Annotated in this window: 20 protein-coding genes; 11 read left to right on the top strand and 9 right to left on the bottom strand. The window is 57.3% G+C overall.

Annotation, left to right across the window (positions count from 1 at the left end; all coding sequences use genetic code 11):
- The first annotated feature begins 6 nt into the window (after positions 1-6).
- The 9 genes from BJ887_RS13580 (at position 7) to BJ887_RS13540 (ending at position 8,185) form a co-directional block, all read left to right on the top strand.
- Positions 7-783, top strand: coding sequence for a DUF4311 domain-containing protein (locus tag BJ887_RS13580; protein WP_014168378.1), 777 nt, complete (start codon positions 7-9; stop codon positions 781-783).
- A 13-nt stretch (positions 784-796) separates the two neighbouring features.
- Complete coding sequence (locus tag BJ887_RS13575) at positions 797-1,438, top strand: DUF4310 family protein (RefSeq protein ID WP_014882285.1); 642 nt, start codon at positions 797-799, stop codon at positions 1,436-1,438.
- Between the two features lie 42 nt (positions 1,439-1,480).
- Positions 1,481-2,614: an amidohydrolase/deacetylase family metallohydrolase gene (locus tag BJ887_RS13570; RefSeq protein ID WP_047954960.1), complete on the top strand. Its 1,134-nt coding sequence runs from the start codon at positions 1,481-1,483 to the stop codon at positions 2,612-2,614.
- A complete protein-coding gene (locus BJ887_RS13565) occupies positions 2,598-3,716 on the top strand; it encodes a DgaE family pyridoxal phosphate-dependent ammonia lyase (RefSeq protein ID WP_121339993.1) in 1,119 nt (372 codons plus the stop codon). The genes BJ887_RS13570 and BJ887_RS13565 overlap by 17 nt, the downstream gene beginning before the upstream one ends.
- Entirely contained in the window at positions 3,713-4,453 is a 741-nt protein-coding gene (locus BJ887_RS13560) for a KDGP aldolase family protein (protein ID WP_078774345.1), read from the top strand. The genes BJ887_RS13565 and BJ887_RS13560 overlap by 4 nt, the downstream gene beginning before the upstream one ends.
- Before the next feature lie 85 nt (positions 4,454-4,538).
- The gene (locus BJ887_RS13555; RefSeq protein ID WP_121339992.1) at positions 4,539-5,672 is read left to right on the top strand and encodes a lactonase family protein; all 1,134 of its coding nucleotides are present in this window, start codon (positions 4,539-4,541) and stop codon (positions 5,670-5,672) included.
- Positions 5,673-5,691: 19 nt separating this feature from the next.
- On the top strand, positions 5,692-7,602 hold the full coding sequence (locus BJ887_RS13550; RefSeq protein WP_014168384.1) for a transcription antiterminator: 1,911 nt from the start codon (positions 5,692-5,694) through the stop codon (positions 7,600-7,602).
- Positions 7,603-7,668: 66 nt separating this feature from the next.
- Entirely contained in the window at positions 7,669-7,911 is a 243-nt protein-coding gene (locus BJ887_RS13545) for a type II toxin-antitoxin system RelB/DinJ family antitoxin (RefSeq protein WP_020885404.1), read from the top strand.
- Positions 7,901-8,185 carry a type II toxin-antitoxin system RelE/ParE family toxin gene (locus BJ887_RS13540; protein ID WP_121339991.1) on the top strand — a complete coding sequence of 95 codons (285 nt, stop codon included), beginning with the start codon at positions 7,901-7,903 and terminating at the stop codon, positions 8,183-8,185. Before BJ887_RS13545 ends, BJ887_RS13540 begins: the two co-directional genes overlap by 11 nt.
- A gap of 3 nt (positions 8,186-8,188) precedes the next feature.
- Here BJ887_RS13540 and nrdG read toward each other — a convergent pair whose 3' ends face one another.
- The 5 genes from nrdG to BJ887_RS13510 all read right to left on the bottom strand — a co-directional run bounded on the left by nrdG (position 8,189) and on the right by BJ887_RS13510 (position 15,877).
- Positions 8,189-8,653 carry an anaerobic ribonucleoside-triphosphate reductase-activating protein gene (gene nrdG, locus BJ887_RS13535; RefSeq protein ID WP_032679514.1) on the bottom strand — a complete coding sequence of 155 codons (465 nt, stop codon included), beginning with the start codon at positions 8,651-8,653 and terminating at the stop codon, positions 8,189-8,191.
- A 138-nt stretch (positions 8,654-8,791) separates the two neighbouring features.
- Complete coding sequence (gene nrdD / locus BJ887_RS13530; protein WP_121339990.1) at positions 8,792-10,930, bottom strand: anaerobic ribonucleoside-triphosphate reductase; 2,139 nt, start codon at positions 10,928-10,930, stop codon at positions 8,792-8,794.
- Between the two features lie 367 nt (positions 10,931-11,297).
- Positions 11,298-11,870: a PTS sugar transporter subunit IIA gene (locus BJ887_RS13520; protein ID WP_032681842.1), complete on the bottom strand. Its 573-nt coding sequence runs from the start codon at positions 11,868-11,870 to the stop codon at positions 11,298-11,300.
- Between the two features lies 1 nt (position 11,871).
- Positions 11,872-14,469 (bottom strand): glycoside hydrolase family 38 C-terminal domain-containing protein, encoded by a 2,598-nt coding sequence (locus BJ887_RS13515; RefSeq protein ID WP_121339989.1) that lies wholly within the window; start codon positions 14,467-14,469, stop codon positions 11,872-11,874.
- 10 nt (positions 14,470-14,479) lie between these two features.
- Positions 14,480-15,877 carry a PTS fructose transporter subunit IIC gene (locus BJ887_RS13510; RefSeq protein WP_071993116.1) on the bottom strand — a complete coding sequence of 466 codons (1,398 nt, stop codon included), beginning with the start codon at positions 15,875-15,877 and terminating at the stop codon, positions 14,480-14,482.
- Positions 15,878-16,056: 179 nt separating this feature from the next.
- Between BJ887_RS13510 and BJ887_RS13505 the strand changes: the two genes are divergently transcribed.
- Positions 16,057-16,716, top strand: coding sequence for a MurR/RpiR family transcriptional regulator (locus tag BJ887_RS13505; protein ID WP_014168392.1), 660 nt, complete (start codon positions 16,057-16,059; stop codon positions 16,714-16,716).
- Positions 16,717-16,724: 8 nt separating this feature from the next.
- On the opposite strand, the gene BJ887_RS13500 is transcribed toward BJ887_RS13505, so the two are convergent.
- From BJ887_RS13500 to treR, 4 genes are all read right to left on the bottom strand, one after another.
- The gene (locus tag BJ887_RS13500; RefSeq protein WP_050737577.1) at positions 16,725-17,471 is read right to left on the bottom strand and encodes an oligogalacturonate-specific porin KdgM family protein; all 747 of its coding nucleotides are present in this window, start codon (positions 17,469-17,471) and stop codon (positions 16,725-16,727) included.
- A 134-nt stretch (positions 17,472-17,605) separates the two neighbouring features.
- Positions 17,606-19,261, bottom strand: a complete 1,656-nt coding sequence (gene treC / locus BJ887_RS13495; protein ID WP_050737576.1) for an alpha,alpha-phosphotrehalase — start codon at positions 19,259-19,261, stop codon at positions 17,606-17,608.
- Between the two features lie 51 nt (positions 19,262-19,312).
- Positions 19,313-20,731 (bottom strand): PTS trehalose transporter subunit IIBC, encoded by a 1,419-nt coding sequence (gene treB / locus BJ887_RS13490; RefSeq protein ID WP_025205752.1) that lies wholly within the window; start codon positions 20,729-20,731, stop codon positions 19,313-19,315.
- A 128-nt stretch (positions 20,732-20,859) separates the two neighbouring features.
- Entirely contained in the window at positions 20,860-21,807 is a 948-nt protein-coding gene (gene treR, locus BJ887_RS13485) for a trehalose operon repressor TreR (protein ID WP_014168396.1), read from the bottom strand.
- Between the two features lie 392 nt (positions 21,808-22,199).
- Here treR and mgtA point away from each other — a divergent pair, with 392 nt between their 5' ends.
- Positions 22,200-24,908, top strand: a complete 2,709-nt coding sequence (mgtA, locus tag BJ887_RS13480) for a magnesium-translocating P-type ATPase (protein ID WP_050737609.1) — start codon at positions 22,200-22,202, stop codon at positions 24,906-24,908.
- The last annotated feature ends 68 nt before the right edge of the window (positions 24,909-24,976 follow it).

The following is a 24,976-nucleotide window of genomic DNA, read 5'->3' as shown; positions in this document are numbered from 1 at the left end:
AGACTGATGTTCTTAATTATATTAATAAAATCGCTCATCATTGGCGGCCTGGTTGGCGTCGGTGTGGGGGCCGGGGCTGCACGCATGTTTCATGCGCCTACCACTCAGGGTATGGGCGCGTTTCGTACGTTGGGGGAACTGAACTCCTGTGAAGGGGATCCGGCTTCTCACTTCTCCTTTGGGTTAGGCTTCTTCTTTAACGCCTGGGCCTCTTCCGTGGCCGCAGGTGCATTCACACAAGACGTTGATCACCGCATCATCCCGAACTGGGGTGCTGCAGCACTGATGATTAAAAACCGTAACGTCGGCGAAACGCTGCACGATCCGCGCAAAATGGCGATTGCCTGCGGCGTAATCGGCATGATTGTCGTCACCTTCCTTAACCTCACCGCCTCTTCTGTTCCGGCTGCGCTTCAGGTGACCGCCGTGAAGGTGCTGGTGCCTGCGGCAAACCTGCTGGTCAACACCGTGATGCCGGTGATCTTCTGGCTGGCCGCCATCGATGCGGGTAAAAAATCGGGCTTCTGGGCCACCATTTTTGGCGGCGCGGCGCAGCTGATCATGGGTAACGCCGTACCGGGTCTGGTGCTGGGTATCCTGATTGGTAAGGGCGTTGAAGAGAGCGGATGGAACCACGTCACCAAAGTGATGATGGCGGCCATCGTGGCGCTGTTCGTGCTGAGCGGTTTCTTCCGTGGCTTCGACATGAAGATGATCGAATCCTTCCATCTGACCGTGCCGAACTGGCTCGACATGATCCACAACGCGCTCAGCGGTAAATAACAGGAGCCTCGACATGGAACAGAATAAAGGTTTTTGGTATGCCGACTGGTCGTTCCCGATCTTCGTTGGCCTGCTCTCTTCCGGGGTTTTCGCCGGGACGCATATGTACTACCTCTACGGCATCGGCGCGTTCAACGAAGTGGCCTTCGTGGCGATGCTGAAAGCGGGGATGGATACCGGCGTTTACGGCGCGGTGGCGGCGTTCGGTGCGAGCTTCCTGTTCGCCCGTATTATCGAAGGGTCGCTGGTCGGTATCCTTGATATCGGCGGGGCGATTCAGACCGGGGTGGGCCTCGGGGTTCCGGCGCTGCTGCTGGGCGCGGGCATCATGTTCCCGGTGACCAACTTTATCGCCGCGCTGATCACCGGCCTGGTGATTGGCCTGGCAATTGGCTACGTCATCATTCTGGCGCGTAAGTTCACCATCAATCAGAGCAACTCCACCTACGGGGCGGACGTGATGATGGGCGCCGGTAACGCCTCCGGTCGTTTCCTCGGGCCGTTGATTATCCTCAGCGCCATGACTGCCTCCATTCCTATTGGCGTCGGCTCTCTGGTGGGTGCGCTGCTGTTCTATATCTGGCAGAAGCCGATTACCGGTGGCGCCATTCTCGGTGCAATGATTCTGGGCTGGCTGTTCCCGGTCGCCCTTTAATGCCCGCGGGCGCTCCGGCGCCCGCCTTATCAGGAGATCCTCATGTTTGATTTACTCCTGCGCCGTGCGCGCCTCACCGACGATACCCTGACCGATATCGCCATTCAGGACGGAAAAATCGCGGCGGTGGGCGACATTACCGCGCCCGCCCGCAAAACGGTTGAGTTGAACGGTGAAGTGTTCGTCAGCGCAGGCTGGATTGACTCCCACGTTCACTGCTACCCGAACTCCCCTATTTATCACGACGAACCGGACAGCGTGGGCATCGCCACCGGCGTGACCTCGGTGGTGGATGCCGGCAGTACCGGCGCGGATGACGTGGACGATTTTTATGAAATCACCCGTAAAGCCTCAACCGACGTTTATGCCTTACTGAACATCTCCCGCGTGGGGCTGATTGCCCAGAACGAACTGGCCAATATGGCCAACATTGATGCGAAGGCCGTGAAGCAGGCCGTTACGCGCTACCCGGATTTTATCGTTGGCCTGAAAGCGCGCATGAGCAGCAGCGTGGTCGGCGAAAACGGCATAACGCCGCTTGAGCGCGCGAAAGCCATCCAGGCAGAGAACGGCGACCTGCCGCTGATGGTGCACATCGGCAACAACCCGCCCAACCTCGATGAAATTGCCGACCTGCTCAGCTCAGGCGACATCATCACCCACTGCTACAACGGCAAGCCGAACCGCATTCTGACGCCATCCGGTGAACTGCGTGCGTCCATCACCTCCGCCCTGAAACGCGGTGTGCGCCTGGACGTCGGACACGGTACGGCGAGCTTTAGCTTTGAGGTGGCGAGACGCGCCATTGCAATGGGCATTTTGCCACACACCATCAGCTCGGATATTTACTGCCGCAACCGCATTAACGGCCCGGTAGGGTCGCTGGCAAGCGTGATGTCGAAGTTTCTCGCCATCGGCATGTCGCTGCCGCAGGTGATTGAGTGCGTCACCGCGAACGCCGCCGACGGGCTGCGTCTGACGCACAAAGGCCGTATTCAGCCAGGTCTTGATGCCGACCTGACGCTGTTCACAATAAAACGCCAGCCAACGCTGCTGGTGGATGCTGAAAATGACAGCCTGCAGGCTGAACACATTCTGGTGCCGCTTGCCGCCATCCGCGCAGGCAAGGGCTACATGACCGAACAAGGGAGCACGGAACATGCCTTCGATTTATGAGAAGTATCACTTAAAGCTAGTCATCAACACCTCAGGCCGTATGACGGCGCTGGGGGTTTCCACGCCGCGCCCGGACGTGGTGCAGGCGGCGATGGATGGCATGAATCACTATTTCGAGATGAAGGATCTGGTCAACAAAACCGGCGAATACATCGCGAAGCTGCTGGATGTGGAAGGGGCGACGGTGGTCTCCTGCGCGTCAGCGGGCATCGCCCAGTCCGTGGCGGCGGTGCTGGTCAAAGACAGCGACTGGCTGCTGGAGAACCTGCACGTCACCCCGATTGAGAACAACGAAATCGTGCTGCCGAAAGGCCATAACGTTAACTTTGGCGCACCGGTAGGCACTATGGTGGCGCTGGGCGGCGGCAAGCTGGTGGAAGCGGGTTACGCGAACGAATGCTCCGCCGATCAGCTGGCGGCGGCCATCACGCCACGTACCGCGGCCATTCTTTACATCAAGTCTCACCACTGCGTGCAGAAAAGCATGCTCAGCGTAGAGCAGGCGGCGGTGGTGGCGCGTAAGCACGATCTGCCGCTGATCGTGGATGCGGCCGCGGAAGAAGATCTTCACGTTTACTACCGCTCCGGTGCCGATCTGGTTATCTACAGCGGTGCGAAAGCGATTGAAGGGCCAACCAGCGGGCTGGTGATCGGCAAAACGCAGTATGTTGAGTGGGTGAAACGCCAGACGGCGGGGATTGGCCGCGCAATGAAAGTGGGTAAAGAGGGGATCCTCGGCCTCACCTGTGCCATCGAACACTACCTGACGGCGACCAAAGAGAGCGGCGAAGAGATGGTGGCGAAGATGACGCCATTTATTGACGCGCTTAATACCCTTAACGGCGTGACGGCACGCGTGGTCTGGGACAGTGCCGGTCGCGATATCGCCCGTACCGAGATTAAGTTTGATGAAGCCACCACCGGTGTTGGCACCGGCGACCTGGTGACCGCGCTGAAGCAGGGCGAGTACGCCATTTACTTCCGTGGCTACAAGGCCAACGAAGGGATTATCGAAGCGGACGTGCGCAGCGTGAATGCCGATCAGCTGAACATTGTTTATCGCCGCATGAGTGAAGTGTTAGGACAGGAGAAAAAGGCATGAAACTGACCCCCAACTTTTACCGTGACCGCGTCTGCCTGAACGTGCTGGCAGGATCGAAAGCCAACGCCAGCGCCATTTACGAGGCGGCGGAAGGCCACGTGCTGGTGGGCGTGCTCTCCAAAAATTACCCGGATGTCGCCAGTGCGGTTGCCGATATGCGCGACTACGCTCAGCTTATCGATAATGCGCTCTCTGTGGGCCTCGGCGCGGGCGATCCGAACCAGTCCGCGATGGTCAGTGAGATCGCCCGTCAGGTGCAGCCGCAGCACGTTAACCAGGTGTTCACCGGCGTGGCAACCAGCCGTGCGCTGCTGGGGCAGAGTGAATCCGTGGTCAACGGCCTGGTCTCTCCGACCGGCACCGTTGGCAAGGTGAAAATCTCCACCGGTCCGCTGAGCAGCACGGCGCCGGACGGCATTGTGCCGGTTGAAACCGCGATTGCCCTGCTGAAAGATTTTGGCGGCAGCTCCATCAAATACTTCCCGATGGGCGGTCTGAAGTGCCGCGATGAGTACACCGCGGTGGCGGAAGCCTGCGCCCGTCACGACTTCTGGCTCGAGCCGACCGGTGGGATCGATCTGGAGAACTATGAAGCGATCCTGCAGATCGCCCTTGATGCGGGCGTGAGTAAAATCATTCCGCATATCTACAGCTCGATTATCGACAAAGCCAGCGGCGACACGCGTCCGGAAGATGTGCGTACGCTGCTGGAGATGACGAAGAAGCTGGCTAAGTAGTCTTTACCCCTCACCCCGGCCCTCTCCCCTTTGGGGAGAGGGTTAGGGTGAGGGGCAAAAACCGCACAAAACCAAAGGAGCCACCATGCACACCCGCAATCTGCTCGTCGCTTCACTCTCGTTACTCGCTACCACCGCCATCGCCCAGACGCAGTACGCCTGGGTCGGGACGTACAACCCCAACGGTGAGGGGCTGTACCGCTTTACGGTCGATCCCCACACTGGCGCGCTGTCGAATAAAACGCTGGTCAGCACGCTGCCAAACGCCGCGCAGCTCACCGTCTCGCAGGATGGTAAGACGCTCTATCTGGCGAGCGAAGTGGAGCAGGGCGTGGTGCAGGCGCTGCGCGTGGGCGATAACGGTGAACTGAGCGAGCTTAATCAGGTGGCGTCCGGCGGGGCGGGGCCGGTCTATCTCTCCCTGACGCCAAAGGGTCACCACCTGCTGGTGGCGAACTACGTCAGCGGCTCGATTGCTGTTCTGCCCGTTAATGCAGACGGCAGTCTGGGGGAGGCCACGGACACGCATCAGGATCGGGGAGAGCCGGGCGCGGCGAAACCGGCGGCGGTGGAAGGCAGTTTTGCCATTAGCGATCACAATGGCCCCCATGCGCCCATGATCGCCGCCGATCCGCGCGGGAAATACGTTTTTTCTACCGATCTGGGTCTGGATCGTATCTATCAGTACCGTTTTGACGATCAAACAGGCAAGCTGACCCCGAACGATCCGCCGTTTATCAGTGCCTCCTCGAAAGGGGCCGGTCCGCGGCATTTCGTCTTTACGCCGAAAGGCGATGCGTTATGGCTGATTAACGAAGAGGCATCCACGCTCACGCACTATACGCTGGATGCCCGGGGCAGGCTGCAGGAGGGGAAAACCCTCTCCGCCCTGCCACACGGCTATAAAGGCACCAGCTTTGCCGCCGGGCTGGCGCTCAGTGCCGATGGCAAACAGCTGTATGTGGCTAACCGTTTGCATAACAGCATCGGGCACTTTACCGTAACAGCGGATGGCACGCTGACGCATCAGGATGATGTGTGGACGCGTGGTGATTACCCGCGCACCCTGACGCTCGACAAACAGGGGCGCTGGCTGTACGTCATGAATCAGCGCAGCGACAACATTACCCGTTTTCGCGTGGCGCAGGACGGCAAACTCAGCGCCGAGCCGGACTATACCCCGGTCGGCAGCCCATCCCAGATGGTCATTTCACCCTAAGCCGTAAGAGGACAACCCCGTGCGATTTCCGAACCAACGTTTAGCGCAACTTTTCGATCTGTTGCAAAACGAGACGCTGCCGCAGGACGAACTGGCGCAGCGGCTGTCGGTCTCCACGCGAACCGTCCGCGCTGATATCACCGCCCTGAACGCGCTGCTGGCGAGCCACGGCGCGCAGTTTATTCTCAGCCGCGGCAATGGCTATCAGCTCAAAATTGACGATGCAGAACGCTATCAGCAGCTTCAGTCCTCACACCCGCGCGCGCTGCGCATTCCCCGCACCGGGCCGGAGCGCGTGCACTATCTGGTGGTCCGTTTTCTCACCTCCGCGTTTTCGCTCAAGCTGGAGGATTTGGCGGATGAGTGGTTTGTCAGCCGTGCGACGCTGCAAAGTGACATGGTGGAAGTGCGCGAGTGGTTCCACCGCTACAACCTGACGCTGGAAACCCGACCGCGCCACGGCATGAAGCTGTTTGGCAGCGAGATGGCGACCCGCGCCTGTCTCACCGATCTGCTCTGGGAGCTGGCACAGCAGGATAGCCTGAACCCGCTGGTGACCGACGTTGCGCTCAATGCGGGGGTGGCGGAGCAGATGGTTCCCGTGCTGCACGATGCGCTGACGCGACATCACATTCGTCTGACTGACGAGGGCGAGCTGTTCCTGCGCCTGTACTGTGCGGTGTCGGTGCGTCGTATCAGCGAGGGCTATCCGCTGCCGGAATTTCACGCAGAAGATGTGGCCGAGAATGTCCGTGAGGCGGCGAAAGACATCGCTGTGACCATTCAACAGCTGGCGGATAAAGCGCTTTCGCCTTCAGAAGAGAGCTGGCTCTGCGTTCACATCGCGGCACGTCAGATCCAGGAGATTGCCCCCAGTGCCATTAATGCCGATGACGACGAAGCGCTGGTCAATTACATCCTGCGCTACATCAATACCCACTATAACTACAACCTGCTCAGCGACGAGCAACTGCATGCGGATCTGCTCACCCACATCAAAACCATGATCACCCGCGTGCGCTATCAAATCATGATCCCGAATCCGCTTCTGGATAACATCAAGCAGCACTACCCGATGGCGTGGGATATGACCCTCGCGGCAGTGTCGAGCTGGGGGAAATACACGCCGTATGTGATCAGCGAAAACGAGATCGGTTTCCTGGTGCTGCATATCGGTGTCGGGCTGGAGCGCCACTACAACATCGGCTACCAGCGCCAGCCGCGGGTGCTGTTAGTTTGCGATGCCGGGAATGCGATGGTCCGGATGATTGAAGCGGTGCTGCAGCGCAAATATCCGCAGATTGAGGTGACCCGCACGCTCACGCTGCGCGAGTATGAGCTGGCGGAACCGATCGGCGAAGACTTTGTTATCTCGACCGCCCGCGTGAGCGAAAAGTCTAAACCGGTGGTGATGATCGCCCCGTTCCCGACGGACTACCAGCTTGAGCAGATAGGTAAGCTGGTGCTGGTGGACCGAACCCGCCCGTGGATGCTGGATAAATACTTCGATGCCGCCCATTTTCGTATTATCGACAGGCCGATTGACCAGCAAACGCTGTTCCGGGAGCTGTGCGAGCAGCTCGAAGAAGAGGGGTTTGTTGGCGCGGAGTTTCTGGATTCGGTGGTTGAGCGAGAGGCCATCGTCAGCACCATGCTGGGCGACGGCATTGCGCTGCCGCACTCCCTCGGGCTACTGGCACAAAAAACGGTGGTTTACACCGTGCTGGCACCGCAGGGTATTGCCTGGGGGGATGAAACTGCCCACGTGATTTTCCTGCTCGCCATTAGCAAGCGCGAGTACGAAGAGGCGATGGCGATTTACGATATTTTCGTGACTTTCCTGCGTGAGCGCGCCATGTCACGGCTGTGCAGTTGCAATGATTTCGCTGGGTTTAAAGCGGTGGCGATGGAGAGTGTGAGCCGGTTTTGAGAGACGTTATCCAGAATTCGATGTAATGCTAAGATGCATTACACATTCGATTTCACTGGAGGCATAATGGCCACGCTGAACGTCCGTCTGGATGACAAACTCAAAAACGAGGCTTATGCCGTGCTTGAAAAACTCAATATCACGCCAACGGAAGCCGTTCGGTTACTGTTTCAGTACGTTGCGGAGACGGGGCGTATGCCGGTGAAAACGGTCACTGTTAGCGACAGTGAAGATGAACTCATACAGACAGTCCGGGAGCGGCTGGCTAATCCGCAAAAAGGAATTAAGGTTAGGCTGGATGACTTATGAACTCGTATTTGATCCGAGGGCGTTCAAGGAGTGGACCAGGCTGGGTGATACCGTAAAAAATCAGTTTAAGAAGAAGCTTGCGAACGTGTTGGTGAACCCCAGGGTTGAATCGGCTCGCCTGCATGGCCTGCCTGATTGCGACAAGATAAAACTCAGATCCCAGGGTTATCGTTTGGTCTATCAGGTTCAGGACAACGTTGTGACGGTATGTGTTATTGCTATCGGTAAGAGAGAGAAATCAGCCGTTTATCATGACGTAAACAAACGGCTTTAGCGATCACCGCAAATGATGCACAACCTGGTTGCTGCTGCCGCGCCAGATCAGCGCAGGGTCTTTTAAATCCTGCACAAACTTGCCGTCAACCAGCACGTTAATCAAATCCACCACTTCCCTCTGTTCAGCATTCAGTTCTTCGAGCTTATAACCCGTCCAGACCCAGATATCCTTTCCTGCACATTCGCGGCGAATGCGTTTTATCAGCTTCAGAATGTCCGGCACGTTTTGCGGGTGAAGCGGGTCGCCACCGGAGAGTGAAATCCCCTGGCGGGGAATGCGCGTGTCGTTGAGATCGTGGATGATCCGCTGTTCCATTTCCGCGGTGAACGGCAGGCCTGAATTTACGCGCCAGGTGCTTTTGTTGTAACAGCCGGGGCATTCATGGACGCAGCCTGAGACAAACAGAGTGCAGCGGGTGCCGGGGCCGTTGACGATGTCGACGGGATAGTATTGATGATATCGCATAAGAAGATGTCCAGAGTGTGTGTGCGCGGGTGCCCTCACCCCAGCCCTCTCCCACCGGGAGAAGGGGAAAACGTAGGTGCGCGTTCGGTTCCCTCTCCCTGAGGGAGAGGGGTAGGGTGAGGGGAAACCCCCGACGCCTTAACCGATCTGCCCATTCCCCAAATGCTTCACGCGTCGCTTAACCTCTTCCTGCTTACCGGCGTTAAACGGACGCGCATCGGGACTCCCGAGATAGCCACACACGCGGCGGGTCACCGAGACGCGAGCCGCATCGTGGTTACCGCATTTCGGGCAGGTGAATCCTTTGCTGGTGCACTCAAACTCACCGGTAAAGCCACACTCGTAGCACTCGTCAATCGGGGTGTTGGTCCCGTAATACGGTACGTGCTGATAGCTGTAATCCCAGACATCTTCCAGCGCCTTCAGGTTGTGCTGAATGTTCGGATACTCGCCGTAGCAGATGAAGCCACCGTTCGCGACGGGCGGATACGCGGCTTCAAAGTCGATCTTGTCGTAAGGGTTCACCTTCTTCTCCACGTCGAGGTGGAAGCTGTTGGTGTAGTACCCTTTGTCGGTTACCCCATCGACAATGCCAAATTCAGCGGTATCCAGGCGGCAGAAACGGTCACACAGGTTTTCACTCGGGGTGCTGTACAGGCTGAAGCCGTAGCCGGTTTCGTCTTTCCACTGGTCAACCGCATCGCGCAGGCGCTGAACAATGGCAACACCTTTTTTACGCAGGGCGTCGCTGTCATACATGTGCTGGTTGCCGAACAGCGCGTTGATCGTTTCGTGAATACCGATGTAGCCCAGAGAAATTGACGCGCGACCATTTTTGAAGATCTCCGACACGTCATCGTCCGCCTTCAGGCGCACGCCGCAGGCCCCTTCCATATACAGGATGGGCGCAACGCGGGCTTTCACCCCTTCCAGACGCGCGATACGGGTCATGAGGGCCTTTCGTGCGAGCTGCAGACGTTCGTCCAGCAGCGCCCAGAAGGCCGCTTCGTCGCCTTTGGCTTCGAGGGCGATACGCGGCAGGTTGAGGCTGATCACGCCGAGGTTGTTACGGCCGTCGTGAACCTGTTCGCCGTTTTCGTCTTCATACACGCCGAGGAAGCTGCGGCAGCCCATCGGCGTTTTAAACGAGCCGGTCACTTTGACCACCTGGTCGTAGTTCAGGATGTCCGGGTACATGCGCTTGCTCGCACACTCCAGCGCCAGCTGTTTGATGTCGTAGTTAGGATCGCCAAACTTGTGGTTCAGGCCGTCGCGGATAGCGAACACCAGTTTCGGGAACACCGCTGTCTTACGGTTTTTACCAAGCCCGGAGATACGGTTTCGCAGGATCGATTGCTGAATCAGGCGTGATTCCCAACTGGTACCCAGACCAAAACCGAAGGTCACAAACGGCGTCTGACCGTTGGCGGTATGCAGGGTGTTCACCTCGTATTCCAGCGACTGGAACGCGTCGTAGCACTCTTTTTCGGTACGGGAGTGCGCGTAGCCATCGGCGTCCGGGATTTGCCACTCTTCAGCGGTTTGACGGTGTTTATTGAAGCTTGCCGTGACGAACGGTGCCAGTACTTCATCAATGCGGTTAATGGTGGTTCCGCCGTAAATATGGCTGGCGACCTGAGCGATAATCTGCGCCGTGACCGCTGTGGCCGTGGAAATCGATTTTGGCGGCTCAATCTCGGCATTCCCCATTTTAAAACCGTGGGTCAGCATGCCTTTCAGGTCGATGAGCATGCAGTTGAACATCGGGAAGAAGGGCGAGTAATCGAGATCGTGGTAGTGGATCTCACCGCGCTCATGCGCCGAGACCACGTCGCGCGGCAGCAGGTGCTGACGGGCATAGTGTTTGGCAACAATACCGGCCAGCAGGTCGCGCTGGGTGGGGATCACTTTGCTGTCTTTGTTGGCATTTTCATTCAGCAGGGCGGAGTTGGTCTGCTCAACCAGGCCACGAATCTCCTGATTAAGACGACCGCGTTTCTCACGCTGTACGTCCCGATCGTGGCGGTATTCGATATAGGCGCGGGCTAACTGCTTGTAGGGGCCCGCCATCAGCTGGTTTTCAACCGCGGTCTGGATCTCATTGATATCGACCTGGCTGCGTTCGTTCATCTGGCTGCTAACGACTTCTGCGACGGTGGCGCAGTAATCTGCGTCATCGACACCCGCTGCTTTAGCTGCACGCAGAATGGCTTCCTGGATGCGCTCTGATTTAAACGGCACTTTACAGCCATCACGTTTCATCACATGCGGTGTCATGATCACTCCATTTTTAAAAACAGGTTATCCACAAAGGTGGAGAAGTGTTCACCGGGCGTATTGTCAGCCAGGCCAGAGACTTCCCACGTTCCCAACGCGTGTTATCCACAATTCCGGAGAGCTGAGTCGCCGTCTTGTTGTTGGAATAGTAGACGATAAATACAATATGTTGGGTCGGCGTGCATTTTAAGTGCTACATATAGTGATTTGCATCAAACATGTTTGCGATTTATTTGATTCAGAACAAAGTAAAAAGACGAGAGTACAAACGACGGGCACTCCAGCGTTTGTAAAGACGAGAGGGAAAATTCTGATTAATTATTCAACAAAAACAAGCGCTCAGCAGCATGTGCCGAGCGCCAGTCGGTTAACTCACCCCGCATGCCCAGTTCAGTCCGGCCTGGAGAAAGGCTGCCGCCGCAATACCCCCCAGTATCAGCGGGATAACAAGTGAGCGCCCGGGTTCGGCGTCCGCGTTTTGTGGCATTTCTCTGCGCAACGCGGACAGCGCTTCTTCGCCGGTGCGCGCCGCCAGAAGCGCGTTACGCACGCGCTCTTCCGCCAGCGAACTGGTCAGCGTCGTCAGCAGCTGCATATGCGTACTGCCGGCCTCGGCGTGCGGGATGGCGAGCAGAAAAACCATCCTGACCGCTTCATCGCCTTCCAGCCCCGGCCAGATAACAGGCTCATCAAAAAGCGCCAGGCAAAACGCCGCCTGCTGCACCGCGTCTGATTTACCGTGCGGAACGGCCAGCGCTTCGCCCAGCGCGGTGGGACCTTCACTTTCGCGGTGTAAGACGCTCTGGATAAAGGCGTCTTTATCGGTGATGACGTTTCGCCCGACAAGCGGTTCGGAGAGCCAGCGGATCAGCGCTTCAGGCGTGCGGCAGGGTGGGTTAATAAACACCAGTTCGGGGTGCGTGAGTTCAAGCAAGTTCATGTTAAGCCTCAATCAAAAAATCACAGGTCGCAGAAGGGGGGATCATCGTCACCGATGGCACGTGTTCTTCCAGATAATTGAGCTGGGGACGCTCTGCCAGGCCAGCCGGAACAGGGACAGGCTGCGTCCCGGCGTTGAACACGCGGGCGATCGTGCCAGGCGATCGTTGCGCATGAGGCAGGGCAGAAAGAACGAGCGGTTCCGGTAAGGCGAATAACGAAAATTCTGCCGGCAGCGTGCGTTCGGGCAGGCGCAGCGAAAAACGCTCAAGCCGGTTATCGAGGGTATGCAGCGTTTGCCGTTGATAGGTGAAGGGGTGACCCGTCGCCTGATTCTCCAGCTGGCGCAGCGTCAGATGGTCTGCGTTATCGGCCAGCGCCACGGTGAAGGAAAAGTGCAGCGGTTTGAGCAGCTGCGCATCGGGCGTGTCGACCACCGTATTGTTAATGCCAGACGCCCGGCCGGGTCGCCAGTCAAGATCGCTGCGCCCCAGTACGCCGGTTGATTTGAATAAGGTCAGGGCAATGACTGCCGGATCGCGTCCAATAACCTGAAACTCTTTCATGCCGCGGCTATTCACGACCAGCGCTTTGCCCGCTTGCGCGATAGCGATAATGCCCTCGCTGGTTTCAATATCCACGGGCTTCTCGCGATAGCGCTCCTGCCAGTGAGTCTCGTCGTACCCCGTTTCGCGCTCGATTATCGAGAACGGCTGCGAGGCGAGGGAGTGACGGGTGCAAATATCGCTGTTGATCAGTAAACGCAGCCGGTGATCGCAGTGGCTGTTTATCAGCGAGCTATCAACATGCAGGTTCGGATCGTCGTGACGTAATTCGCACACTATGCGCATCGATAACGGGGTGCGGGTATTTTCCCGGCGTCCAGCGAGATCCGGCGGCAGCGACATGACCGCCTCAAGCACTATCGTTTGGCAAAGAGGGGTTTTGCTGCAGTCGATCAGCGTGAAATGCGCGCAACGCGTCGGTTCATCGCCCGGGAGCGGCGAGAAATCATAGCTGTCTCCGGCATCCGCGCAGTCTTCAAGACTGAATAACGACGTGATGCGCCTGGCGCTGCGCTTGTCTTCAAGCACCAGCGTACCGGCCTCCAGCGTCAGTCGATAAACCGTATTCTCTATCGCCTCTCCTTTCGCGGCGCAGGTCATGGCAAACGGAGCCGGCGTGTCTTTTAGGTTGACGGTGATATAGCCCACCGGCGGCAGGAGAGGCGTCTGCAGAACAACATGCCAGCGGAAATAAGGCGGAAGGTGTGTTTCGCGTTCGCCCTCACAGGTGAGGGAGATGGCCGTTCCTCCGGGTAACGTCTCGCGTTCCAGAACGTCGAAGGGCAGCGGCTGGCCCTGATACGTCAGGGTGATATTGTCGGCCCGACTGTACAGGGTGGTGTGGATCACGCAGCGGGTCGGGGTGGCCAGCGGGTTGAAAATGAGCAGGTCACCCTCCTGACAGCATGCGGCGGCCAGCGACTTCACCACCAGATTCCACAGGCTGTGACAAAGTTGCTCTGTCTGCTCGAGCCGATGAAGAATGTCGCGGTTAGTGGCATCGCTGTTGCAGCCGCCCATGGAGTCGTGGGCATGGCTTCGCAGAAGCTTCTTCCAGAGGGTGTCCACAATCGGGAGCATGACCGGAATGCCCTGATGACGCGCCATGGCGATGGTGGGCTCCAGCTGTCGCAGGATAAACTGCTCAATATCGGCATTTTTCTTTTTGATATCGTAACGCACAGACCCGATCGTTTTGTGAATGCGGGTGTAGCGCGGCGATTTCAGCTCACCTTCCCATAACGCCAGTTGTTCCCGTTTTGTGCGCAGCAGAGCGACGTACTGCTCCAGCGAGCTGAGGACGTAACGGTCCTGCGTGGGAGAGTGCGCGCTGGCAGCCTGCAGGATATGCGGCAGCGCCGGGTCGATGCTCACCTGATCGCCGCCGCAGGGCAGGAGCAGGTCGTCAATCTGCGACCGTGAACGCAGCAGATCCACCATCGGGTAGATCTTGCCGTGCAGATGGCTGGCCTCCGCGCGCATGTTCTTGGCCGCACCATACCCCAGCGCCATTGCACAGGCGATGATGGTTGCACCTGACGGCGCGCGCCAGAGAAACTGGCTGTTTTTGGCCTGAGTGTCGTGGTCGATACCGCGCCAGAAAACGATGTTATCGATATTGCAGCCCTGCAAAATCGTGGGCATCTGCGCGTTATGCCCAAAGGTATCCGGCAGATAACCGACCTGCATGGCATGCCCCAGCGCCCGAGCGGCGAAGATGCCGTACTTGAGGTTGCGGATAATCGATTCGCCGTGAACGTTGTAGGTATCCGTCTGGGTGAACCACGGCCCGACAAACACGCTTTTCTCCCTGACCAGTTTTTCCAGCCGGGGCCGGTAATCGGGATTGATGGCGAGAAAGTCATCCACCACCGCCATCTGCCCGTCAAGGTGATAGCACTGCCAGGCCGGGTCCTGCTCCAGCGTCTCGATGACCTCCGCAAAGTTGTATGACGCCAGCACCATGCTGTCCTGGCGGGTGAAATACCACTCCTGATCCCAGTGGGTATGGGCTATGACGTGGATCTGGCTCATTGCGCTCTCCTTATCTGGCGTTCTTTGGGCTGAGATAAAGCACGCCCAGGGCGCAAATCAGTGCGCCAATAAAGACGCTTGCCAGGTACCCGACCACATTGGTCGCCAGCGGCCAGCCCCAGATAGCCGGCAGGGGCAACGTCTGCTTCACGCCGAGGGCAATCGCCACCAGCGCACCTGCGACGGCTCCTGTCATGAACACGGGGATCAGGCGTGGGTTTTTCAGAATGAACGGGATAGCGCCTTCTGAAATACCGATAAAGCCCAGCAATAACGAAGTGCTGCCAACGGTTTTCTCTTCACGGCTGAACACATCCGGCAGGCCAAAACGCCCATTGAGGAACGCGGCGAGGCCTACCCCAATAGAAGGAATCACGATGGAGAGCTCGCGGGCGGTTAAATCAAATGTCTCGCTCATGCCGTTCAGGCCGAGCGCGACCGATCCTGCCGCCTTGTTGACCGGGCCGCCGAGATCGAACGCGGTACCCGCGGCGATCATGGCCGAATAGAAGCCGCGTCCGGTATCACCCGCCGAGGTAAAAAAGACCACCATCAGCTGGTTAAGCGAACCAAAAATCGGGTTGATCAGATATTCCATTACCATCACCAGCGTAATACCGGTGATCAGCGGAACGACCAGCATGGTTTTTAGGGTGGTAAGCTGCTGTCGGACGTGAATGGCATCATTCAGCCAGCGCACCAGATAGCCGACAAAAAAGCCAATGCCAATTGCGCCGAAAAAGCCGGAGGGCATAAAGCCTTCAATATCAAAGAAGCGTTTGTAGACCTCATCTGACATGATGCCGCCGATCAGTCCGGGGATCAGCGCCGGTTTACCGGCAATGGAAAAGGCCAGATACATCGCAAAGACCGGGTACATGAACTTGATGGTCATAAAGCCCATTTTATCCAGCACGCTGAACGGCGAATGCTCAATGTTTATAAACTGCCCGGTAATTTTGGCCGTCGCCATCATCAGGCCGCCCATTACCACGACCGGTAACATATAGCTGATGGCCGCCATGATATGGCCGATAAAAATCTGGTAAGCCGAACGCTGAATGGCGTCTTCGTCCGCCACAGTGGTGACGTTTTTCTGCATGGCCAGCGCCTGACGCAGGTAGCGGTCGGTATTTTTGATCAGCTCCTGCGTGCGGGTCTGAAGGTGAGGAACGTGTTCAAAACGTTCTGCATCCTGAATGGGAACGTCGGTTGCAAGAATAATGGCCGTGGCGGAGGCAATATCCTGTTTCGTTAATCTGTTTTTTACGCCGTCGCTGCCCTGCGTTTCGACCTTGACCTCAATATTATGCTCTTTTGCCCATGCAATAATTTTACTTGCCGCCATAAACGTGTGCGCGATCCCTGTAGGACAAGCCGTTACAGCGATAATTTTTTGATTCATCATTGTAATAATTCCCTGGGTGTGAAAATAGCGAAAGTATAAAGAGAACTTAAAACAGTGTTTAAGGTTTGCTAATACTAATTACGTATCGTCATACGCTATGTTGCAATATGTGAAGCGCCTTCCAGAGACTATTTCGCTATTCTGCTAATATCCTGTTAGGTTTTAACAGGACGTAATAAATGAATTCATTTCAGGGAAGTGAACGGTTGATATTTGAATACATTCAGCACCACGCACGCAATATTTCTGATATATCGGCAAAAGAGATTGCGCGTGATACTTTTACGACAACCACCTCGGTGAATCGTGTCTGTAAGAAAATGGGCTATAAGAGTTATACCGAGCTTCGCTATCGGTTTTTACGCGACCATTTTACGTCTGTCCCTGCCGAGCCTGCGATGGGGCCGCAGGCAGACGATATCGTGGTGGACGTGTCCCGGTTACTGACCCATTCCAGCCATATCTATTTATATGCACGCGGGGCATCTCTCACCAGCCTCAACTACCTGTCGCGTTTTTTGTCACTGGCGAGCCTGCCGCACCTGATTCTGAATGATATGCACCAGTTGACCCGGGTATCGAAGGGCACGCTGGTGTTGATCAGTAAATCCGGGGAGACGCAGTCGCTGATAGAAATGGCGCGTAACGCGCTGCGTAAGGGGCTAAAGATTATTGCGATTACCCGTCAGGGTTCGACGCTGGCCGGGCTTTCTACGCTGTGCTGGCCATTGTCGATTGATATGAATGCCGTCTCGTTATATCAGCGAGAGGGACAGCTGGACCTGTTAAGCGCCGTCGATCGTATCGGCTGCAGGCTTCTGCAGCACGATACGGAGTAGGCAGGCCGTCAGAGCTGTTTCACGATACCCAGACGAATGGCGTAATCATTTTCATGATTGCCATCCTGAGTGAGGTAGGTTTTATCCAGCGACACCAGTTCGACGTAAGGCGTCCAGCCGTCGTCGAGCTTGTAGTTGAACGCTACGGTGTGCTCCCAGTAGGTATCATCCCCGGTTCCCTGATCGACATTATCCTGCCAGCGGAAGCGCGGGTTATAGGACATGCCGAATTTCCCGATGTTGTACGCGAACCACAGGTCGAACTGGTGTGACTCGCGGCGGGTGTAGCCGCTGCCGTCCAGGCGTTTGTCACTGTGCGCGTCGTTAACGGTGTTATAGCGGTAGCGGGCAGACAGGTTCAGGCCGTTATCGAATGCTTTCCAGCCCTGGATGAAGGGGCGGTAATGCGTATTGCTGGCGGTAAAGACGGTCACCATCCCTGGCGCGATGGCGAACCCCTTTCCCAGATCAAAACGCCAGCGCGTTTCGATTTCCTGTGCTGCCTCCGTTAACCCTTTTTCGTCCGGATTATATCGGTCGGTATCACCAAAGAACGTATCGTTATGGTTTTGCGCCGCTTCGACGGAGAAGTAAAAACCGTTATCAGCCTGATGCATCACTTTAATACGTGAATCATTTACGTCTGAGCGCGTATTATGACCAAAGCGAAGATCGACGGAGGTATTTCCGCACCATCCCTGGGTACTTAATAATAATGCGCTAATACATGTTGCTTTAATAATTGTCTTTTTCATAATGTCCTGCCGAGGTTATTTAAATGGCAGGGCTATTCTTATTTTGGCACACCGTGAAGTAAAAGTTATCGTCGTACATTTAGCGTATCGCTAAACATAAAAAAAGAGATACAGCTGGCTGTATCTCTTGAGGGTTATTCCTGTATCCACCAGATGGCTTCAAACGGGCGCAACAGCAGGTTGTCGGGCTGAGGGGGAGCATCCGCATAGTTGCTCAGTGCGACCCGCCAGGCTCCCTGTACTGACGCGGGAACCCATTGCTGGCGCTCATGGCTCAGGTTTGCCACCACCATCAGCGTCTGGCCCTGCGACCGCCGGCGATAGCACCACAGGGAAGGGTGGTCAGGCAGCAGATCTTCATAATCTCCCCACGTCAGCACCGGCAGGGTTTTGCGCAGGCGAATCAGCGTCTGGTAGGTGTAAAACACCGAATCAGTATCGTCCAGTGCCGCACGGGCATTGACCGTCTCATAGTTGTCGCAAACGCCAATCCACGGCCCACCCTCGGTAAAGCCCGCACTGTGTGTGGCATCCCACTGCATTGGCGTGCGGCCATTATCGCGGGATTTACTCGCCAGAATAGCCAGCAATTCTTCGGGGGTGCGACCGTTGGCCCGCAGTTCAGCGAACATATTAAGGCTTTCAACGTCGCGGTAATCGGTAATACGGCTAAAGTGCGGGTTGGTCATACCCAGCTCTTCGCCCTGGTAAATATACGGGGTGCCCTGCATTCCGTGCAGCACCATGCCGAGCATTTTCGCGGCGTGGGGACGGTACTCCCCTTCATCGCCAAAGCGCGACACAATGCGCGGCTGATCGTGGTTACACCAGAACAGCGCGTTCCAGGCTTTGTTGTGCATGCCCTGCTGCCAGTGGCGGAAGAGGGTTTTCAGCGCCACGAAGTCCGGCCTGGCCAGGGTCCACTTTTCGCCGCCGGGGTAATCCACTTTCAGGTGGTGGAAGTTGAAGGTCATCGACAGCTCGCGCCCGTCGAGAGAGGCGTATTGCTGACAGTTTTCCAGCGAGGTCGACGACATCTCGCCTACCGTCATCAGGTTTCGCGGGGTAAAGACGTCGCGGCTCATCTCCTGAAGATACTCATGAATGCGCGGTCCGTCGGTATAGAAGCGACGGCCATCGCCCACGGCGTCATCCGGGAAATCCTGGTCTTTAGAAATCAGGTTAATCACATCGAGGCGTAAACCGTCCACGCCACGGTCGGCCCAGAACTCGCATACCTTTTTCAGCTCGGCGCGCACCTGCGGGTTTTCCCAGTTGAGGTCCGCCTGCTCGGGGGCGAACAGGTGCAGATAGTACTGCTCGCTCTCGGCGTGCCAGCGCCAGGCGTTGCCGCCAAATTTGGAGCGCCAGTTATTGGGCAGTTGTTCCGGCGTACCGTCGCGCCAGATGTAGAACTGGCGATACGGGCTCTCTTTATTCAGCGATTCCCGGAACCAGGCGTGCTGCGTTGAGGTGTGATTGAACACCATATCCAGCACGATACGAATGCCGCGTTGATGGGCCTGCGCGACCAGCTCGTCAAAATCATCCAGCGTGCCGTAGGCCGGGTCGATGGCGGTGTAATTCGCCACGTCGTACCCGTTATCTACCTGCGGGGAAATATAAAACGGCGTCAGCCAGATGGCGTCGATGCCGAGGGTTTGCAGGTAGTCCAGCCGCTGCGTGACGCCGCGTAAATCGCCGGTACCGCTGCCCGTCGTGTCCTGAAAACTCTTTGGGTAGATCTGGTAGATAACGCCGTTCTGCCACCAGTGAGGAAGGGTATTCATAATGCGTTCCTGCAAATGCGAAGGGGCGCAACTGCGCCCCGAAAGATGAAGTTAAACAATCTGCAGCGCGCCCTGACGGTACTTACGCTGGTAAACCACGGTGGTGAGAGCCATTGGGACGACAATCGCGATGACCATTGCCAGGGAAAACACCTGCCAGAATGCGGGCTGGATGGAGAGAATACCAGGCAGACCGCCGACACCGATCCCGTTCGCCATCACACCGTACAGACCGCATACCAGGCCTGCCAGACCGGAGCCGATCATCGCGCACAGCATCGGGAAGCGGTATTTCAGGTTGATACCGTACATCGCCGGTTCGGTGACGCCGAGGTAGGCGGAGATGGCGGCCGGAACAGAAATCTCACGCTCGTTATGCTTGCGGCTGACCAGGATAATGCCCGTGACCGCCGAGGCCTGCGCAATGTTAGACAGCGCGATGATAGGCCAGACCGGCGTACCGCCCAGGCTCTGAATCATCTGCATATCAATCGCCAGCGTGGTCTGGTGCACGCCGGTGATCACCAGCGGGGCGTACAGGAAGCCAAACAGCATGGCACCAATCGGCGCGAAGCTGCCGGTCATCAGGTGACGTACCGCGAAGGCAACGCCGTCGCCAATCATGCGGCCAAACGGACCGATAAACGCATGGGCGAGGAAGACGGCCAGAATAAGGGAGCAGACCGGCACCACCACCAGATAGAGGTAATCCGGTACGATGCGTTTCAGGCGCGTTTCAATAAAGCCCAGCGTCAGACCGGCCAGCAAGGCTGGGATAACCTGCGCCTGATAGCCCACTTTCGCGATGGTGAACAGACCGAAGTTCCACACCTCAGGCACCTGCTGACCAAGTAAGTAAGCGTTCATTAACTGCGGAGAGACCAGCGTGACGCCCAGCACGATACCCAGAATCGGCGTACCGCCCATTTTGCGCACCGCTGACCAGCAAATCCCGACCGGCAGATAGAAGAAGATCGCTTCGCCAATCAGCCACAGGAAGTCGTAAACGGTTTTCAGCGCCGGGTACATCTGCGCCAGGGTTTTGCCGTCGCTCATCGGCACATCACCGATAACGTTGCGGAAGCCCAGAATCAGACCCCCGCTGATCAGCGCCGGGAGCAGCGGGAAGAAAATCTCCGCGAAGTGGGAAATCAACTGCTCGTGCCATTTCATATTCTGGCGTGCAGCTTTCTTGGCTTGCTCTTTGTCGGCTGAACTGTGCCCGGTTGTCGCCAGCAGAGCCTGATAGTAATCGCCCACTTCGGTACCAATGACGACCTGGAACTGACCGGCGTTGGTGAAGCAGCCTTTAACCATGGAAAGCGCTTCAATGGCTTTCGGATCGGCTTTGGCCGGATCGTTCAGCACGAAGCGCAGGCGGGTAATGCAATGGCTGACGGTCGCGATGTTTTCACGGCCGCCTACCAGGACAATCAACTGGTCGATATCTTCTTGTTTGACTTTACTCATCATGAAACCTCATGACCGATGGTGAGGGGGGTAATGACCTGAGCGCAAGCCTACTCCTTCAGCGTGACGGCGAAAATGGGAACGTTCCCTAAATCGGGCGAAGATCACAATAAACTGATAAGCGAGGGTTATGAAAGGTGGGCGGGAATCACGATCTGACGCGGCTCAGCACGCCCGTTAATCTGCTCGATCAGCTGTGCAGCGGCCTGCCTGCCTGACTCGGCGTAGCCCGGGTCGACGGTGATAATCTCCGGGTGCAGAAACTTCATCAGCGGCGTACTGCCTACGCTCGCGATCTGCAGCCCTTCTATGCGTTGCTCCTGAAGATATTTACTCGCGCCCAGCGCCAGGGTATCGGTGGCGCACACCAGCGCCGTGGTCTGCGGGGTCAGCACGCTGGCGACCTGCTCGTAGCCCTGTTTCATTCCCAGACCCGGCAGAGACGCGACGGCGGAAAGGTTGTGCTGTTTACAGAAGGTCAGGTAGGCCTCGTGACGCCGTTTGCCGGTGGTAACGTCCGCATGCGGTACGCCGAGGTAGCTGATATGGCGATGGCCTTTATCGTACAGACGCTGCATCAGGGTAATAATCGCCCCCTCATCGTCGTAACAGACGGAGGCAAAACCGTGGGCATCGCGCGCCAGCATCACCATCGACGCCTGCCAGGGCTTCAGCATCTCCTCTTTGATGCCGGTAAAACCGAACAGCACCACGCCGTCAATGTTGCGCCGCTGGAGCATACCCAGATGCTCTTCAACCAGCTGCGTGGAGAACTGGCTCTCCATCATGATTGGGTCGTAGCCCTGCTCATAAAAGGCGGGCAGCATGGTCTGAACGGCGAGGTTCTCGGACAGGGAATCCAGACGCGAGACGATAATGGCAACCACTTTGTCACTTTGCCCGCGCATGGCGCGCGCAGAGCGGGAAGGGGAAAAACCGTGCTGATTCATTACCGCCTCGACGCGCTCGCGGGTGCGTTCGCTGACACCGCTCTCATTGTTGAGCACGCGCGATACGGTGGATTTCCCCACGCCGCTTAAACGCGCGATGTCTTTTATCGTAAGGCGGTTCTGCATGCTGTATTCCCTGTAACAATGACAACGTGGTCAGTAGAGCCTAATGCTATAGCGTGTTTTCGCTATGGGCAAAGTCTGGTTTACGTTCGGTTTATTTGCGGGGGAGTATAATACCGCCCGAATCGCCGCAAACGGTACGGTTAAATCCTTATACTGCGCGGCGGCACCCTACTTTTTTACTTACCGGAGGTGACATGGATCCCGATCCCACGCTTCTCCTGAACGGGAGCGTTCTTTCTTTCCGGTAAGCCAGCCTTTGTGCTGTCTCACCGGTATGTGAGGCAGCAACGTCCTGCACGTTCCTGCTTAAAACATTAAGTGCCTGTCAGGTACGGCCTTGCCACGCCTGCAGGAAATACTGTGTCCGCGTTTGCGGGCGCGGGGGAATGACTATGTTTAAAAATATCACCCGGCAGCTGCAGGCGATGCTGAGCCGCCACCTGCCACATCGTCTTGTTCAGCGCGACCCGCTGCCAAATGCCAAAAATATGGCCTCTGCAGCGATCCCTGCTTCCCTGAGCCAACGCTGCCTGAACGTGGCGGCGATGGATGAAAACGAAGTCTGGCGTGCCTTTGGCGGGCATCCGGAGGGGCTGAACGCGGCGGAAGTGGAAAAAATCCGTGCCGTGCATGGCGATAACCAAATTCCGGCGCAAAAACCGGCGCCGTGGTGGGTGCATCTGTGGACTTGCTACCGTAACCCGTTCAACCTGCTGCTGACCGTGCTTGGCATTATCTCCTATGCCACCGAAGATCTGTTTGCTGCCGGGGTTATCGCCCTGATGGTGGGGATCTCCACGCTGCTGAACTTTATTCAGGAGGCCCGCTCTACCCGCGCGGCAGACGCCCTGAAAGCGATGGTAAGCAACACCGCAACCGTCTCGCGCGTCATTAACGATCTCGGGGAGAACGCCTGGGTTGAGCTGCCCATCGACCAGCTGGTGCCGGGCGATCTGGTGAAGCTGGCGGCCGGCGACATGATCCCCGCGGATTTACGTATTCTTCAGGCGCGGGATCTGTTCGTGGCGCAGGCCTCGCTGACCGGTGAATCTCTGCCGGTGGAAAAAGTGGCGCGCACCCGCGACCCGCAGCAGATGAACCCGCTCGAGTGTGACACCCTCTGCTTTATGGGCACTACGGTGGTCAGCGGCACGGCGCAGGCAATGGTCATCGCTACCGGCGGCAACACCTGGTTTGGACAGCTGGCCGGGCGCGTGAGCGAGCAGGAGAGCGAACCGAATGCCTTCCAGAAGGGGATTGGCCGTGTCAGCATGCTGCTGATCCGCTTTATGATGGTGATGACGCCGATTGTGCTGCTGATCAACGGCTATACCAAGGGCGACTGGTGGGAAGCGGCGCTGTTTGCGCTCTCCGTCGCCGTGGGGTTAACGCCTGAAATGCTGCCGATGATTGTTACCTCCACGCTGGCGCGCGGGGCGGTCAAACTGTCAAAACAGAAAGTGATCGTCAAACACCTGGATGCCATTCAAAACTTTGGCGCGATGGACATTCTCTGCACCGATAAAACCGGCACGCTGACCCAGGACAAAATTGTGCTGGAGAACCACACCGATATCGCCGGCAAAACCAGCGATCGCGTGCTGCACAGCGCCTGGCTGAACAGCCACTACCAGACCGGGCTGAAAAACCTGCTCGACGTCGCCGTGCTTGAAGGCGTGGATGAAGAATCTGCCCGCACGCTTTCCGGGCGCTGGCAGAAAGTGGATGAGATCCCGTTCGACTTCGAGCGCCGCCGCATGTCGGTGGTGGTGAGCGAGCATCCGGACGTGCATCAGCTGATCTGCAAAGGCGCATTGCAGGAGATCCTCAATGTCTCAACCCAGGTGCGCTATAACGGCGACATTGTGCCGCTGGATGAAACCATGCTGCGCCGTATCAAGCGCGTCACCGATAACCTGAACCGTCAGGGGCTGCGCGTGGTGGCGGTGGCGAGTAAATTCCTGCCTGCACGCGAAGGGGACTATCAGCGTATCGACGAATCCGATCTGATCCTCGAGGGTTATATCGCATTCCTCGATCCGCCGAAAGAGACCACCGCGCCTGCGCTGAAAGCGTTAAAGGCCAGCGGGATCACCGTGAAAATCCTTACCGGCGACAGCGAGCTGGTGGCCGCCAAAGTGTGTCATGAAGTGGGGCTGGATGCGGGTGACGTCGTTGTGGGAAGTGATATTGAGCACCTCTCCGATGATGCGCTGGCGACGCTTGCGCAGCGCACCACGCTGTTCGCCCGGCTGACACCCATGCACAAGGAGCGCATTGTCACCCTGCTGCGTCGCGAAGGGCATGTGGTGGGCTTTATGGGCGACGGCATTAACGATGCGCCCGCCCTGCGTGCGGCGGATATTGGTATCTCCGTAGACGGTGCGGTGGACATTGCCCGTGAGGCGGCGGATATCATTCTGCTGGAAAAGAGCCTGATGGTGCTGGAGGAGGGCGTTATCGAGGGACGTCGTACCTTCGCCAACATGCTGAAGTACATCAAGATGACCGCCAGTTCCAACTTCGGTAACGTTTTCAGCGTGCTGGTGGCGAGTGCGTTTCTGCCGTTCCTGCCGATGCTGCCGCTGCACCTGCTGATCCAGAACCTGATGTACGATGTCTCTCAGGTCGCCATCCCGTTTGATAACGTGGACGACGAGCAGATCCAGAAGCCGCAGCGCTGGAACCCGTCCGATCTGGGGCGCTTTATGCTGTTCTTTGGCCCGATCAGCTCCATCTTCGACATTCTGACCTTCTGCCTGATGTGGTTTGTGTTCCATGCCAACACGCCGGAACACCAGACGCTGTTCCAGTCCGGCTGGTTCGTGGTAGGGCTGCTGTCGCAAACGCTGATTGTGCATATGATCCGTACGCGTCGCATCCCGTTCATTCAGAGCCGGGCCGCGTGGCCGCTGATTGTCATGACCGGCATCGTGATGGCGCTCGGCATTGCACTGCCGTTCTCGCCGCTGGCCAGCTACCTCCAGCTGCAGGCGCTGCCGCTGAGCTACTTCCCGTGGCTGGTGGCGATCCTCGCGGGCTACATGGTGCTGACGCAGATGGTCAAAGGCTTCTATAGCCGTCGGTATGGGTGGCAGTGATTTCTCCCCTCTCCCGGCACGGGAGAGGGGTACGTTTCCTCCCAAATTCAACAACCTGTGATCTCCGT

Origin of the sequence: Enterobacter sp. WPR_3_1 (assembly GCF_003635055.1) — a bacterium.
Classification (GTDB): domain Bacteria; phylum Pseudomonadota; class Gammaproteobacteria; order Enterobacterales; family Enterobacteriaceae; genus Enterobacter; species Enterobacter ludwigii.
Note: the sequence above shows the minus strand (reverse complement) of the source record. Positions and strands in the feature narration are given on the sequence as shown.

Bases quoted from the DNA above. Each gene is read 5' to 3' on its own strand.
- BJ887_RS13580 (WP_014168378.1), top strand. From the start codon at position 7: ATGTTCTTAATTATATTAATAAAATCGCTCATCATTGGCGGCCTGGTT.
- BJ887_RS13575 (WP_014882285.1), top strand. From the start codon at position 797: ATGGAACAGAATAAAGGTTTTTGGTATGCCGACTGGTCGTTCCCGATC.
- BJ887_RS13570 (WP_047954960.1), top strand. From the start codon at position 1,481: ATGTTTGATTTACTCCTGCGCCGTGCGCGCCTCACCGACGATACCCTG.
- BJ887_RS13565 (WP_121339993.1), top strand. From the start codon at position 2,598: ATGCCTTCGATTTATGAGAAGTATCACTTAAAGCTAGTCATCAACACC.
- BJ887_RS13560 (WP_078774345.1), top strand. From the start codon at position 3,713: ATGAAACTGACCCCCAACTTTTACCGTGACCGCGTCTGCCTGAACGTG.
- BJ887_RS13555 (WP_121339992.1), top strand. From the start codon at position 4,539: ATGCACACCCGCAATCTGCTCGTCGCTTCACTCTCGTTACTCGCTACC.
- BJ887_RS13545 (WP_020885404.1), top strand. From the start codon at position 7,669: ATGGCCACGCTGAACGTCCGTCTGGATGACAAACTCAAAAACGAGGCT.
- BJ887_RS13540 (WP_121339991.1), top strand. From the start codon at position 7,901: ATGACTTATGAACTCGTATTTGATCCGAGGGCGTTCAAGGAGTGGACC.
- nrdG (WP_032679514.1), bottom strand. From the start codon at position 8,653: ATGCGATATCATCAATACTATCCCGTCGACATCGTCAACGGCCCCGGC.
- nrdD (WP_121339990.1), bottom strand. From the start codon at position 10,930: ATGACACCGCATGTGATGAAACGTGATGGCTGTAAAGTGCCGTTTAAA.
- BJ887_RS13520 (WP_032681842.1), bottom strand. From the start codon at position 11,870: ATGAACTTGCTTGAACTCACGCACCCCGAACTGGTGTTTATTAACCCA.
- BJ887_RS13515 (WP_121339989.1), bottom strand. From the start codon at position 14,469: ATGAGCCAGATCCACGTCATAGCCCATACCCACTGGGATCAGGAGTGG.
- BJ887_RS13510 (WP_071993116.1), bottom strand. From the start codon at position 15,877: ATGATGAATCAAAAAATTATCGCTGTAACGGCTTGTCCTACAGGGATC.
- BJ887_RS13505 (WP_014168392.1), top strand. From the start codon at position 16,057: ATGAATTCATTTCAGGGAAGTGAACGGTTGATATTTGAATACATTCAG.
- BJ887_RS13500 (WP_050737577.1), bottom strand. From the start codon at position 17,471: ATGAAAAAGACAATTATTAAAGCAACATGTATTAGCGCATTATTATTA.
- treC (WP_050737576.1), bottom strand. From the start codon at position 19,261: ATGAATACCCTTCCTCACTGGTGGCAGAACGGCGTTATCTACCAGATC.
- treB (WP_025205752.1), bottom strand. From the start codon at position 20,731: ATGAGTAAAGTCAAACAAGAAGATATCGACCAGTTGATTGTCCTGGTA.
- treR (WP_014168396.1), bottom strand. From the start codon at position 21,807: ATGCAGAACCGCCTTACGATAAAAGACATCGCGCGTTTAAGCGGCGTG.
- mgtA (WP_050737609.1), top strand. From the start codon at position 22,200: ATGTTTAAAAATATCACCCGGCAGCTGCAGGCGATGCTGAGCCGCCAC.